Source organism: Nocardioides montaniterrae (assembly GCF_054782655.1).
This window is the reverse complement of sequence record NZ_BAAGSB010000005.1, coordinates 34,949-47,156: the sequence shown is the minus strand read 5'-3', so window position 1 is coordinate 47,156 and position 12,208 is coordinate 34,949. Positions and strand designations below refer to the sequence as shown.

General features: G+C 70.4%; 15 protein-coding genes. 12 read left to right on the top strand and 3 right to left on the bottom strand.

Features of this window, described 5'->3' with window-relative positions; genetic code table 11:
* Nucleotides 1-13 precede the first annotated feature (13 nt).
* From ACYVJ3_RS09800 to pdxT, 6 genes are all read left to right on the top strand, one after another.
* Nucleotides 14-727, top strand: coding sequence for a TetR/AcrR family transcriptional regulator (locus tag ACYVJ3_RS09800; protein ID WP_460852778.1), 714 nt, complete (start codon nucleotides 14-16; stop codon nucleotides 725-727).
* Complete coding sequence (locus ACYVJ3_RS09795) at nucleotides 714-1,238, top strand: HIT family protein (RefSeq protein ID WP_460852777.1); 525 nt, start codon at nucleotides 714-716, stop codon at nucleotides 1,236-1,238. The genes ACYVJ3_RS09800 and ACYVJ3_RS09795 overlap by 14 nt, the downstream gene beginning before the upstream one ends.
* 9 nt (nucleotides 1,239-1,247) lie before the next feature.
* The gene (gene pgsA, locus ACYVJ3_RS09790; RefSeq protein ID WP_460852776.1) at nucleotides 1,248-1,934 is read left to right on the top strand and encodes a phosphatidylinositol phosphate synthase; all 687 of its coding nucleotides are present in this window, start codon (nucleotides 1,248-1,250) and stop codon (nucleotides 1,932-1,934) included.
* Between the two features lie 43 nt (nucleotides 1,935-1,977).
* Entirely contained in the window at nucleotides 1,978-2,871 is an 894-nt protein-coding gene (gene pdxS / locus ACYVJ3_RS09785) for a pyridoxal 5'-phosphate synthase lyase subunit PdxS (RefSeq protein ID WP_460852775.1), read from the top strand.
* Between the two features lie 133 nt (nucleotides 2,872-3,004).
* Nucleotides 3,005-3,625 carry a hypothetical protein gene (locus ACYVJ3_RS09780; RefSeq protein WP_460852774.1) on the top strand — a complete coding sequence of 207 codons (621 nt, stop codon included), beginning with the start codon at nucleotides 3,005-3,007 and terminating at the stop codon, nucleotides 3,623-3,625.
* Nucleotides 3,626-3,661: 36 nt separating this feature from the next.
* On the top strand, nucleotides 3,662-4,234 hold the full coding sequence (gene pdxT, locus ACYVJ3_RS09775; protein WP_460852773.1) for a pyridoxal 5'-phosphate synthase glutaminase subunit PdxT: 573 nt from the start codon (nucleotides 3,662-3,664) through the stop codon (nucleotides 4,232-4,234).
* A 6-nt stretch (nucleotides 4,235-4,240) separates the two neighbouring features.
* On the opposite strand, the gene ACYVJ3_RS09770 is transcribed toward pdxT, so the two are convergent.
* From ACYVJ3_RS09770 to ACYVJ3_RS09760, 3 genes are read right to left on the bottom strand one after another with little or no spacing between them, the layout of a single operon-like run.
* The gene (locus tag ACYVJ3_RS09770) at nucleotides 4,241-5,134 is read right to left on the bottom strand and encodes an outer membrane protein assembly factor BamB family protein (RefSeq protein WP_460852772.1); all 894 of its coding nucleotides are present in this window, start codon (nucleotides 5,132-5,134) and stop codon (nucleotides 4,241-4,243) included.
* Entirely contained in the window at nucleotides 5,134-6,231 is a 1,098-nt protein-coding gene (locus ACYVJ3_RS09765; protein WP_460852771.1) for a hypothetical protein, read from the bottom strand. The genes ACYVJ3_RS09770 and ACYVJ3_RS09765 overlap by 1 nt, the downstream gene beginning before the upstream one ends.
* Nucleotides 6,228-6,815, bottom strand: a complete 588-nt coding sequence (locus tag ACYVJ3_RS09760; protein WP_460852770.1) for a hypothetical protein — start codon at nucleotides 6,813-6,815, stop codon at nucleotides 6,228-6,230. Before ACYVJ3_RS09760 ends, ACYVJ3_RS09765 begins: the two co-directional genes overlap by 4 nt.
* A 131-nt stretch (nucleotides 6,816-6,946) precedes the next feature.
* On the opposite strand from ACYVJ3_RS09760, the gene ACYVJ3_RS09755 reads away from it, so the two are divergent.
* The 6 genes from ACYVJ3_RS09755 to secD all read left to right on the top strand — a co-directional run bounded on the left by ACYVJ3_RS09755 (nucleotide 6,947) and on the right by secD (nucleotide 12,207).
* The gene (locus ACYVJ3_RS09755; RefSeq protein WP_460852769.1) at nucleotides 6,947-7,714 is read left to right on the top strand and encodes a YebC/PmpR family DNA-binding transcriptional regulator; all 768 of its coding nucleotides are present in this window, start codon (nucleotides 6,947-6,949) and stop codon (nucleotides 7,712-7,714) included.
* A gap of 136 nt (nucleotides 7,715-7,850) precedes the next feature.
* Nucleotides 7,851-8,375, top strand: coding sequence for a crossover junction endodeoxyribonuclease RuvC (ruvC, locus tag ACYVJ3_RS09750; protein ID WP_460852768.1), 525 nt, complete (start codon nucleotides 7,851-7,853; stop codon nucleotides 8,373-8,375).
* Nucleotides 8,372-8,974: a Holliday junction branch migration protein RuvA gene (gene ruvA, locus ACYVJ3_RS09745; RefSeq protein WP_460852767.1), complete on the top strand. Its 603-nt coding sequence runs from the start codon at nucleotides 8,372-8,374 to the stop codon at nucleotides 8,972-8,974. The genes ruvC and ruvA overlap by 4 nt, the downstream gene beginning before the upstream one ends.
* A 5-nt stretch (nucleotides 8,975-8,979) precedes the next feature.
* Complete coding sequence (gene ruvB, locus ACYVJ3_RS09740) at nucleotides 8,980-10,059, top strand: Holliday junction branch migration DNA helicase RuvB (protein WP_460852766.1); 1,080 nt, start codon at nucleotides 8,980-8,982, stop codon at nucleotides 10,057-10,059.
* 81 nt (nucleotides 10,060-10,140) lie between these two features.
* Nucleotides 10,141-10,482, top strand: coding sequence for a preprotein translocase subunit YajC (gene yajC, locus ACYVJ3_RS09735; RefSeq protein WP_460852765.1), 342 nt, complete (start codon nucleotides 10,141-10,143; stop codon nucleotides 10,480-10,482).
* A 3-nt stretch (nucleotides 10,483-10,485) separates the two neighbouring features.
* Entirely contained in the window at nucleotides 10,486-12,207 is a 1,722-nt protein-coding gene (secD, locus tag ACYVJ3_RS09730) for a protein translocase subunit SecD (protein WP_460852764.1), read from the top strand.
* Nucleotide 12,208: the final 1 nt, after the last annotated feature.

Here is a 12,208-nt window from a genome sequence, read left to right as displayed (position 1 = left end):
GAACGGGGGAGCGATGGCTACGCCCAAGCCCGATGGTCGCCAGGTGCGCTGGCTCGAGCACAACCAGCAGCGCCGCCGGGTGATCGTCGACGCCGCCGTCGCGGTCCTGGAGTCCCAGGCGCCCGGCGAGGAGGTGCCGGTCCAGGCCGTCGCGGAACGCGCCGGCCTGAGCCGCACGGTCATCTACCGCCACTTCGAGGACCGCGCCGACCTCGACCGCGCGGTGCAGAGCGAGATCTGCGACCAGCTCGGCACCGTGCTCGCCGTCGCTCTCGCGGTCGACCGCCGGCCGCAGGAGCTCGTCGACGGTGTCGTCGGCGCGTTCGTGCGCTGGTGCCAGCAGCACCCCGCGATGCTGGCGTTCGTCGAGCGGGACGTCTCCGACTGGGGGACCAGCCCGCTGGCCCTGGCGATGGAGCAGATCGCGGTCGGCATCGAGGCGATCATGAACGCGGTGGTCGATGCGCTCGGGTTCGAGCTGAGCGAGGTGGACCGCGCCGGCCTGGAGCCGTGGGTGTTCGGCATCGTCGGCGGTGCGTTCGCCGGCGTACGCCGTTGGCTCGGGCGCCCGATCCTCGAACCCGTGGTGGAGGACATGGCCAAGGTGCTGTCGGTGGCCGTCTGGGTGCAGATCGACGGGATGGCCCGGTCGCGAGGGATCGAGATCCCCGATGAGCCGCTGGGGAGCCTGCGCCACGAGCTGGGCGGTGCCGATGACGGATCCTGACGGCCTGTCGCGGCTCTGGACGCCGCACCGGATGGCCTACGTCCGCGGGATCGAGGAGCCGGTCGCGGGCCCGCCGCGGCCCGAGTGCCCGTTCTGCCGGATCACCGCCGACCCGGCGACCTCGACCGACGACGAGCTGGTCGTCCATCGCGGGACCACCTGCTTCGTCGTGCTCAACCTCTACCCGTACAACCCGGGCCACCTGATGGTGCTGCCCTACCGTCACGTGGCCGACCTGACCGACCTCGACGCCGCTGAGACCGACGAGCTGACCGAGCTGACCAAGGAGGCACTTCGCACGATCCGGGGCGTCTCCGCGCCGGACGCGTTCAACGTCGGGCTCAACCTCGGAGGAGCAGCGGGCGGCTCGCTCGCCGCCCACCTCCACCAGCACGTCGTGCCGCGGTGGAGCGGTGATGCCAACTTCATGACGGTCGTCGGCGGCACCAAGACGCTGCCGCAGCTCCTGGGAGACACCCGCGATCTCCTCGCGGACGCCTGGGGCCGGTAGCCTCGCGGGGTGCTTGAACGGTTCCGCGCCTTCTGGACGAACATCTGGGCCCCGGTCGCCCATCTGCTGATCCGGCTGGGGGTGACCCCCAACATGGTCACCTTCGTCGGCACCCTCGGGGTGTGCACCGGTGCGCTGGTGTTCTTCCCGCGTGGTCACCTGCTGGTGGGAGTCCTGTTCATCACCGCCTTCGTGTTCAGCGACCTGATCGACGGGTACATGGCCCGGACGACCGGCCAGGTCTCGACGTTCGGCTCGTTCTGGGACTCCACGCTCGACCGGATCGGTGACGCCGCCATCTTCGGTGGTCTGGCGCTCTACTTCGCCGCGGTCGGGCCGCACCACAGGTACGTCTACCTGTGCCTGTGCCTGTACCTGCTCGCGGCCGGCAACGTCACCTCCTACGCCCGGGCGAAGGCCGAGTCGCTCGGCATGGACGCCAAGGGCGGCCTGGCCGAGCGTGCCGACCGACTGGTCTCCACCCTGGTGATGACCGGTCTCGGCGCGATCTTCCACCTGCCGATCCTGATGTACGTCACGCTGTGGGCGCTGGCCGCAGCCTCGACGTACACGGTCTTCTTCCGGTGCATGAAGGTCTACCGCCAGTGCGTCGCCCGCGACACCGAGATCCGGCTCGCGCAGGTCACCGAGGCCGCGGTCGCCGACGGTGTCGGCGACGTGGGCCCGCAGGCCTGACCCGAGGCGGGTTCGGCGTACGTCGCGCCGTAGAATCGGCGGCATGACCGACCAGCAGAACACCGGTACGTCCCGAGTCAAGCGCGGCATGGCCGAGATGCTCAAGGGCGGCGTCATCATGGACGTCGTCAACGCCGAGCAGGCCAAGATCGCCGAGGACGCCGGCGCGGTCGCCGTGATGGCGCTCGAGCGCGTGCCCGCCGACATCCGCGCGCAGGGCGGCGTCTCCCGCATGTCCGACCCCGACATGATCGACGGCATCATCGAGGCCGTCTCGATCCCGGTCATGGCCAAGGCCCGCATCGGTCACTTCGTCGAGGCGCAGGTCCTGCAGTCGCTCGGCGTCGACTACATCGACGAGTCCGAGGTGCTGACCCCGGTCGACTACGCCAACCACATCGACAAGTGGGCCTTCACGGTCCCCTTCGTCTGCGGTGCCACCAACCTCGGTGAGGCGCTGCGCCGGATCACCGAGGGCGCCGCGATGATCCGCTCCAAGGGCGAGGCCGGCACCGGCGACGCCTCGAACGCGGTCACCCACATGCGGACCCTGCGTTCCCAGATCCGTCGCCTCGCCACCCTCGACGCCGACGAGCTGTACGTCGCCGCCAAGGAGCTGCAGGCGCCGTACGAGCTCGTCAAGGAGATCGCCGAGACCGGCAAGCTGCCCGTCGTGCTGTTCACCGCCGGTGGCATCGCCACGCCGGCCGACGCCGCGATGATGATGCAGCTCGGCGCCGAGGGCGTCTTCGTCGGCTCCGGCATCTTCAAGTCGGGCAACCCGGCCCAGCGTGCCGAGGCGATCGTCAAGGCCACCACGTTCCACGACGACCCCGACGTGATCGCCAAGGTCTCGCGCGGTCTGGGCGAGGCGATGGTCGGCATCAACGTCGACGACATCCCGCAGCCCCACCGTCTCTCCGAGCGTGGCTGGTAGTCACCAGCCTGAGAATTGACCAAGGGGTCCGCGGCGAATCGCCGCGGACCCCTTGTGTTACCGGCCGGTCACGCGCACGGTGGAAGCAACGGCGGCGTCGCTGGGGCGCTGCCCCGACCGGACGGAGAACCACGTGTACGCACGCTCATCCACCTATCAGGGCGACCCGATGACGCTCGATGCCGGGATCGCCTTCGTCCGCGACGGGATCATGCCCGCGCTGTCGGAGCTGCCGCAGTGCCTCGGGATGTCCTTCATGGTCGACCGCACCAGCGGCATGTGCATCGCCACCACGTCCTGGCGCTTCGCCGAGGACATGAGGCAGAGCCGCCAGGACCTGGTGCCGCTGCGTGAGCGGCTCGGCAAGGTCCTCGGCTCCCCGCCCGTGGTCGAGGAGTGGGAGATGGCGGCCATGCACCGGGCACCCTCGATGCCGACGAGCAGCTGCTGCCGCGTCACTTGGCTGCGCACCGACCATGCCGACGTCGACCGCGGCATCGACGTGTTCCGCATGGGCGTGATGCCCCACCTCGAGCAGATGCAGGGCTTCTGCAGCGCCAGCCTGATGCTCGACCGGACCCGCAGCCGTGCCTGCGTCACGGTCGGCTTCGACTCGACCGAGAACATGGAGCGCTCCGCCGACCAGGCCTGGGCGATCCGCGACGCCGGCGTACGCGACGCGGGCGTGGACGTGGTCGACGGGGGTGAGTTCGAGCTCGCGATGGCACACCTCCGCATTCCGGAGATGGCCTGACCTCCGGCGCCCGAGGGCGGTCATTAGGCTTGGTAGGTGCCTGCGATCGGAGTATTCGCCCTGCAAGGGGACTTCCGCGAGCACCTCGCGGCCCTGACCGCCCTCGGCGCTGACGCGTTCCCCGTACGCCGCCCCGAGGAGCTGTCGCGGTGCGAGGGACTCGTCCTGCCGGGCGGGGAGTCCACCACGATGTGGAAGCTCGCGCGCGCCTTCGACCTGCTCGAGCCGTTGCGGGCCGCGGTCAAGGACGGCCTCCCGACGTTCGGCACCTGCGCCGGCATGATCATGCTGGCCGACCGGATCGTCGGCGGTACCGCCGACCAGGAGACCATCGGCGGCCTCGACGTCACCGTGCGGCGCAACGCGTTCGGCCGCCAGGTCGACTCCTTCGAGGACACCCTGACCGTGACCGGGCTCGACCAGCCGGTGCACGCCGTCTTCATCCGTGCGCCCTGGGTCGAGGAGACCGGCCCCGAGGTCGAGGTGCTGGCCACCGCGGCGGGTCACCCCGTCGCCGTACGCCAGAGGCACCTGCTCGCGACCTCGTTCCACCCCGAGGTCGACGGCGACGGACGGATCCACCGGCTCTTCCTGGACCTCGTCGGCTGACGGCGATCAGGTCGGCCGGGACAACAGCAGCAGCCGGCCGCTGTCCGACGAGCCGTCGGTGCGCCTGAAGACAGCGATCCACGATGGGCCAGCGCTCACGTAGCGCCCGTCGAGCCTCAGCTTGATCCTGCCCGTCGCGATCGAGCGCACGACGGTCTTCTCGCGTCCGTCGCGCCCCGTCGTGCCGACGACGATCGAGTCCGCGCCCAGGCGATGGACCTCGCCGGGTGCCGGCGTACGCCAGACGCGTGCCCCACCGGCGTCGCGGGCGACGAGCTCGCCGTCGGCGTACGTCACCTCGACGCCGCCACTGCTCGCGATCACGGCGCTCGGGGTCGGGTGCGGGCTGCCGGGGGAGCGCGGGCAGGGGTGAACCGACCCTCGGCAGAGCAGCTTGCCGGTCTCGGGGTCGAGCGTGATCGGCCGGCATGCCGAGCCGGCTCGGCATGCGGTCGCGAACACCTCGTCGCGGCCGACGGCGACCCGGCTCAGTCGTGCTCGCGTCCAGGCGAGGCTGCCGTCCTGAGCATCCAGGGCGCGTACGACGGTGTCGTGGGGGCGCCAACCTCCGTGGTGCGAGATCACCAGGACGCGGTCGGCGACGACAGCGGACTCTGTGCGATGCCGCAGACGTGCGGGTTGCGCGACCGACCAGACCGGCGACCCATGCGCGTCGAGCCGTACCGTCTCGACGGGCGTGGCGACGATCGTGCCGCCGTCGACGGCGAAGGCCTCGGACGCGCCGCTGCCGTCGCGGTAGGCCGGCGACGTCCAGAGCACGTCGGGGGCCGTGGCCGGTGCGGGCGACGTCTCGACGGGGTCGGCCGGGTGGCTGCCGCACGCACCCAGGAACGACGCGAGCACGACGGTCGTGATGCCCGCGAGGCGCCGACGTGCCATCAGCGGCCGCTCGGCAACGACACGCCCTGCGTGTTGAGGTTGCCCGTCCCGGGGTCGGGCAGGAACCACTGGTCCCTCGTCATCGCGTCCACGGCCTTGCGCAGACCCGAGCTGGCGAACGTCTCGCTGTCGAGGTCGCCGCTGAGGTTGATGGACCAGTCGGCCTTGCCGGCGGCGAGGTCGTCGAGCGACTGCCGAAGCGGGGAGAGGTGGTGGTCGTACAGCTCGCCGGTCAGCTGGGTGTACAGATCCTCCGCGGTCTTGGCCGAGAAGCCGACCTCCTGGTGCTCCGGAGCGATCGTGTTGATGATGTCGACCGTGGACCCGATCTTGTCGATGAGCTCGCCGACGTCCTTGATGATCTTCACGCCGTTGAAGATGTTCAGCACGTCCTTGCCGATGGTCTCGGCAGTGGTCAGCCACACGGGCGCGTCGATCGAGCCGTACTTGCAGTCCGGCCAGGTCTGCGCCATGGTGCGGACCCCGTTGCGGATGGACTCGACGTACTTGCCGACCGCGGTCTGGTGGCCCGCGATGAGGGCGGTCGCCAGCGCGAAGCCGAGGGTCGCGCTGCCGGCGTACTGGCCCCAGATGTTCATCCGTTCGTTGTAGTTGTCGTACAGGGTCTGGAACTTGCGTCCCGCGTCGCCGTCCCACGCGTCGTACAGACCGTCGATGTAGGCCCAGTCGTCGTCCTTGAGGGCCTTCAGCTGCTGGACCACACCGGTCTGTAGCTGGCTGATGGCGGACGTCATGCCGGGGATGTACGGCTCGGTGATCTGGTTGGTGATCGAACCCAGGTAGCCGGCGATGCCGGACGCCCACGTGGGCCCGGTGTCCCAGGCTGCGTGGAGCGCGTCGAAGACCTGTTGCTCGAGGTCGTCGGGGTAGGCGAGCCGGAGGGCGTTTCCCCGTCGGCACGACGCGTCGGGACAGTGGCTGAGGAAGATCACGGCCTTGGAGTCGTTGTCGTCGGAGAATCGCGCATTGATCTGCGCGGCCTCGGTCTCGACGGCCTCGTTGCCACGGACGTAGCCCAGGTACGTCTCGATCTCCGCCAGCTGCGACGTGAAGGTGCTGAGGTCGAAGTCGGTCATGAGATGCCGTCCGCGAGTTCCGTCAGGCTGTTCGACTCCGTGTCGTCCCGTGTGCCTCGGTCCGTGCCGGGATCGGTCGTCGGGGCGGGCGTGGAGTCCTGGTGGATCGGCAGGTGCAGCCCGAAGATGTCGATCTCGCCGTCGCCGCCGGCGCCGCTGCGGTCACCGGTCGCCTTCGGCACCGCGCTCTGGTCGGGACGTGCCTGCGCGAGCTCCTGGCGCTCGGCCGTGTCGAGGCCCAGCTTGCTGTGAGGATCGCCCAGCGCGCGCTGGAGGTCGTGGGCCTGGCGTGCGACCGAGGTGTCGGTGCGGACGAAGTCATCGGCTGTCGCGACGAGCGCCAACGCCGCGTCGTTGAGCGACCTGGTGCCGGCGCTGGCGGCCGCGCTCACCTGGCTCAGCACCGCGAGGGCGTCCCTCATCACCGCCGGGTCGCCCGCAGCGGCGGCACCGAGGTCGAGGGTCGCCACCGGCCCCCCGATCGCGCTCGCGGCGGCCGACAGCGTCGCGGCTGCCTGTGGGACGTAGATCTTGCCGGCCTTGTAGAGAGCGGCGATGGGCGTGTCGATGACTGGTGCGGCCACGGCGGTGCCTTTCCGAAAGTGCGTGCAGGACCGGCCTACCCCCGCTGGGTGGGCCCGAAACGGGCATCCTGCGCGGCCGTTAGGATCGACGGGTTCGGTCTTGAAGAGCGCAGCAGGGAAGTAGAGGACTCATGTCGGGCCACTCCAAGTGGGCAACCACGAAGCACAAGAAGGCCGCGATCGACGCCAAGCGGGCCAAGAGCTTCGCCAAGCTGATCAAGGTCGTCGAGATCGCTGCGCGGGCAGGCGGCGCCGACCTGTCGGGCAACCCTGCGCTCGTCGACGCGGTGCAGAAGGCCAAGAAGTCGTCGGTCCCCAACGACAACATCGATCGCGCCATCAAGCGCGGTGCCGGTCTCACCGGGGACGCGGTCTCCTACGACACGATCATGTACGAGGTCTACGGCCCGTCCGGTGTCGCGCTGCTCGTCGAGTGCCTGACCGACAACAAGAACCGCGCCGCGATGGAGGTCCGCACCGCGGTCACCCGCAACGGCGGCACCATGGCGGACCCCGGCTCCGTCTCGCGCCTGTTCGGCCGCAAGGGCATCGTCGTGCTCGCCAAGTCGCAGGACGGCAAGGACGTCAGCGAGGACGACGTCCTCGAGGCGACGCTCGACGCCGGTGCCGAGGAGGTCAACGACCTCGGTGAGTCCTGGCAGGTCCAGTCCGAGGCCACCGACCTGGTCGCCGTCCGTACGGCGGTCCAGGAGGCCGGTCTCGACTACGACTCCGCCGACGTGGAGTTCGTCGCCTCGATGGACATCCCGGTCGCCGACGTCGCCACGGCCGAGAAGGTGATGCGGCTCGTCGACGTGCTCGACGACCTCGACGACGTGCAGAACGTCTTCTCCAACGCCGACATCCCCGACGAGGTCCTGGAGCAGGTCGACGCCTGACCCGATCTCGGTGGTCGCGCCGGTCGCGACCCGAGCCCGCTGAGACCGAGGGGCGCCCGCGTGTCGCGGGCGCCCCTCGTCCCGTCTCGGGCTAACGTTGCGGCGATAGAACAGACGTTCGACAGGGGTGTGTGCGATGAGGGTGCTCGGGATCGATCCCGGCCTGACCAGGTGCGGTCTGGGCGTGGTCGAGGGCACCGTCGGCCGGCCGCTGACGATGGTCGACGTGGGCGTCGTCCGCACCTCCTCGCACCTCGCGGTGCCGGAGCGCCTGGTGACGATCGAGCGCGGCATCGACGCGTGGCTCGACGAGCACCGCCCCGACCGGGTCGCCATCGAGCGGATCTTCGCCCGGTCCGACGTCTCCACGATCATGGGCACGGCCCAGGCCGCGGGGATCGCCATGGTCTGCGCCGCCCGCCGCGGGCTGCCCGTCGCGCTGCACACGCCGTCCGAGGTCAAGGCCGCCGTCTCCGGCAGCGGTCGCGCCGACAAGGCGCAGGTCGGCGCGATGGTCACCCGCATCCTGCGGCTGGACGCCCCGCCCAAGCCGGCCGACGCCGCCGACGCGCTGGCACTGGCTATCACCCACATCTGGCGCGGTGGCGCCCAGGACCGCATCGACGCCGCGCTGGCCGCGGCCGGAAGGAAGACATCGTGATCGCCTTCGTCCGGGGTCGGGTCGCCGACCTCAGCCTGTCCAGCGCCGTCCTCGAGGTCGGGGGAGTCGGGCTCGAGCTCATGTGCACGCCCGCGACCCTGGCCACCCTGCGCCACGGCCAGGAGGCGACGCTGCCGACCAGCATGATCGTGCGCGAGGACTCGATGACCCTGTTCGGCTTCGTCGACGAGGACGAGAAGTCGATCTTCGAGCTCGCCCAGACGGCCTCGGGCGTGGGGCCCAAGCTCGCCCAGGCGATCCTGGCCGTGCTGTCACCGGACGGCTTCCGTGCCGCCGTCGCGAGCGACGACGTGAAGACGTTGACCAAGGTGCCCGGCATCGGCCAGAAGGGCGCGCAGCGGATCATCCTCGAGCTCAAGGACCGCATCGGTGCGCCGATCGGCGCCGGCGGCGCCCTCGCCCGCGTCGGCTCGGCCGAACCGTGGCGCGACCAGGTGCTCCAGGGCCTGATGGGTCTGGGCTACGCCACCAAGGACGCCGAGAAGGCGATCGAGGTCGTCTCCGACGAGGTCTCGACCGGCTCCACGCCGGACGTGGGCGCGCTGCTGCGCTCCGCGCTCCGCGCGCTGGCAAGGTAGTCCGCATGCCTTTCCACGAGGACGAGCTCGCCGAGGCCGAGGAGGGCTACCTCCGCTCGCTGACCGCGGTCGACGCCGAGGGCGACGAGCGCGCGGTCGAGGCGGCGCTGCGTCCCAAGACCCTCGACGAGGTCGTCGGCCAGGTGCGCGTGCGCGACCAGCTCGGCCTGGTCCTCGAGGCCGCCAAGCAACGAGGCCGTACGCCGGACCACGTCCTGCTCTCCGGGCCTCCGGGCCTGGGCAAGACCACGCTGTCGATGATCATCGCGGCCGAGATGGGCGCCGCGCTCCGGGTGACCAGCGGGCCGGCCATCACGCATGCCGGCGACCTGGCCTCGATCCTGTCCGGCCTCAACGAGGGCGACGTCCTCTTCATCGACGAGATCCACCGGATGTCGCGCCCCGCCGAGGAGATGCTCTACCTCGCCATGGAGGACTTCCGGGTCGACGTCGTCATCGGCAAGGGGCCCGGTGCGACGGCCATCCCGCTCGACATCCCGCAGTTCACGCTGGTCGGAGCGACCACGCGGGCCGGCCTGCTGCCGGGGCCGCTGCGCGACCGGTTCGGCTTCACCGCGCACCTGGAGTTCTACGAGCCGCACGAGCTCGACCTGATCGTGCACCGCTCCGCCGGTCTGCTCGGCGTCGAGCTCACCGAGGAGGGCTCCGCGGAGATCGCCTCACGCTCGCGCGGCACCCCACGGATCGCCAACCGTCTGCTCCGCCGGGTGCGCGACTTCGCCCAGGTGCGCGCCGACGGCATCGTGACGCGGCCCGTCGCCGAGGCGGCCCTCGACCTCTACGAGGTCGACCGGCTCGGCCTGGACCGTCTCGACCGTGCGGTCATCCACGCGCTCTGCAGCCGCTTCGGCGGCGGACCGGTCGGCGTCTCGACGCTTGCCGTCGCCGTGGGCGAGGAGCGCGAGACGGTCGAGGAGGTCGCCGAGCCGTTCCTGGTCCGCAACGGCTTCCTCGCCCGCACCCCTCGCGGGCGCATCGCGACGCGGGCGGCCTGGCTGCACCTGGGGCTGACCCCGCCCGTCGTACCTCTCGACGGTGGGGACGGCACGCTCTTCGCCGACTGAGTGCAGGCCGGGCCGGGGAGGCTGACGTGTCCCTGGCTACACTGCCGGACGGTCCGCAGTCTCTCTGGAAGTAGCCCCCACGTGCTTGTGCTCCTGCCCCTCCTCGTCACGCTCGTGCTGATGTGGCTGTTCATGATCCGGCCGGCCCAGCGCCGCCAGGCCGAGGCTCTGACGATGCAGCGCAGCGTGGAGATCGGCGAGGACGTCGTGCTCACGTCGGGCGTGTTCGGCACGGTCGCCGAGATCACCGACGACCACCTCGGCATCGAGGTCGCCGAGGGCGTCGTGATCCGTGTGCTGCGCGGGGCGATCGCCTCCAAGATCCACCGGGACACCGAGGCGGACGACACCGCTGACGCCGACGCGGACGACTCGACGTACACCACCACCGATGGCGAGAGCGCCGTCGACGGAGAGGACTGACCCATGGCGGCGCGACGCCACCGGCCCGGCCGGAGCCTGCTGATCTTCTGCCTCGGGATGGCCATCCTGTACGGCCTGGCCGCCTTCACCGGCACCTGGAAGCCTGCGCTCGGTCTCGACCTCGAGGGCGGCACCCAGATCACGCTGACGGCGAAGGGGTCCCCGACCAAGGAGAACCTCGACGAGGCGCGCAAGATCATCGACCAGCGGGTCAACTCCTCGGGTGTCTCGGAGGTCGCGGTCAACACCCAGGGTTCCAACCACATCCTGGTCTCGATCCCCAAGTCGACCAGCCATGCCGACCAGCTCGAGGAGATCGCCAAGCGGCAGGCCGTGCTGCGGTTCCGCCTGGTGGCCTGTGAGCAGGACCAGTCCGACGCGTGCGCGTCCGCCCAGGCCCCGGCCCCCGGTCCGGTGACCACCGGCAACGGCCGCGTCGCACCCGGCTTCGGGCGGGTCGCGGCCAAGCCCAAGCCCAGGCCGAGTGCCTCCGCGACCGCCTCGCCGACCGCCACGGCGTCGACCACCGCCGCGCCGAGCGGGACCACCGATGCGAAGGACCCCAACACCGTCGAGGCCGCGATGGCCTGGTCGGCGTCGCCCGATGCCGCCTCGATCGCCGAGTTCGCGAAGTACAGCTGCTCGCCCCAGGGCGTCCTCCTCGATGCGGCCACCAACAAGCCGGCCAAGGTCGAGGACGACCCGGCCAAGCCGATGGTCACCTGCGGCGACCCGAAGATGGACCGGCCGGTCAAGTACCTCCTCTCGCCCTCGATCGTGGAGGGAACCGAGCTGACCGACGCGAGCGCGGGCGTGCAGACCGGCCAGATCCAGTGGCAGGTCAACCTGACCATGGGCAACGACAAGAGCAAGGCCTACCCGAAGAACTCGACCGGCGCCGAGGACGACTTCGCCACCCTCACCAGCAAGCTGCACGGCACCGGCAAGAAGTTCGCCATCGTGCTGGACAGCAAGGTCATCTCGGCTCCGACCATGGACGGCGTGATCACCGACGGCAAGTCGATGATCAGCGGCAGCTTCACCGAGGACAGCGCGCAGGCGCTGGCCACCAGCCTCAAGTACGGCGCCCTGCCGATCGCGTTCAACAAGCCCAGCACCGTCACCATCGGCCCCTCGCTCGCCGGCAACCAGCTGCACGCCGGCATGCTCGCGGGCGCCATCGGCCTCGCGCTGGTCATGCTCTACTGCCTGCTCTACTACCGCGGCCTCGGCCTGGTCGTCGTCGCGTCGCTGTTCGTCGCGGCCGCGATCACCTATGCCCTGGTGCTGCTGCTGGCCAAGAGCGCGGGCTTCACGCTGACGCTGCCCGGCATCGCGGGTCTGATCATCGCGGTCGGCATCACCGCCGACTCGTTCGTCATCTTCTTCGAACGCATCCGTGACGAGATGCGTGACGGCAAGTCGATGCGCGTCGCGGTCGAGTCCGGTTGGCACCGCGCGCGGGTCACCCGCCTCGCCGCCAACACGGTCTCGATCCTGTCTGCGCTGGTGCTGTACATCTTCGCCAGCGGCGTCGTGAAGGGCTTCGGCTTCGCGCTCGGCCTGTCCACGGTCGTCGACCTCGCGGTGCTGTTCTGGTTCACCAAGCCGATGGTGTCGTGGCTGGCTCAGTTCAAGACGTTCAACTCGGGCGGCAAGTGGTCCGGACTCAGCAAGGAGACCCTCGGCACGGATGTGCCGAGCACCATGGGAGGGCAGGCCTGAC